Here is a 496-nt window from a genome sequence, read left to right on the forward strand (position 1 = left end):
CGGGGTAACGTTGACGATGATGCCGCAGCGTGCGTAAGTGGATTTCCCTAAGCAGACAGTCAGGACGTTGCGCGGGATGCGGAAATATTCGACTGTGCGCGCCAAAGCAAAGGAGTTGGGCGGAATGATGCAGCAGTCATCTTCGACTGTAACGAAGTTTTTCGGGTCGAAGTTTTTCGGGTCGACGATGGTGCTGTTGATATTGGTGAAGATTTTAAATTCATTGGCACAGCGGATGTCGTAGCCGTAGCTGGATGTGCCGTAGGAAATGATGCGTTGACCGTTGGCCTCTTTGATTTGGTTGGGCTCGAACGGCTCAATCATGCCGTGTTCTTCGGCCATGCGGCGTATCCATTTGTCGGATTTAATGCTCATGGTGGTTGTCCTGAGGTAAGGGTTGTTTGGAAATTCTTTGAAATCAACACGACAGCCTTTAGACAGGGTTGTTGAGTGATGGTTTGGACGGAATAAAAAACGGGGGAGGGAGGCTGAAACA

1 protein-coding gene is annotated in these 496 nt (G+C 50.0%); it reads right to left on the reverse strand.

Annotated features, from left to right (window positions below; translation table 11 throughout):
* On the reverse strand, positions 1–375 hold a 375-nt coding region (gene dcd / locus ACTHUR_RS19050; protein ID WP_440400340.1), incomplete at its 3' end, for a dCTP deaminase.
* Between the last annotated feature and the right edge of the window lie 121 nt (positions 376–496).

This window comes from Neisseria sp. P0021.S007, from assembly GCF_051956855.1.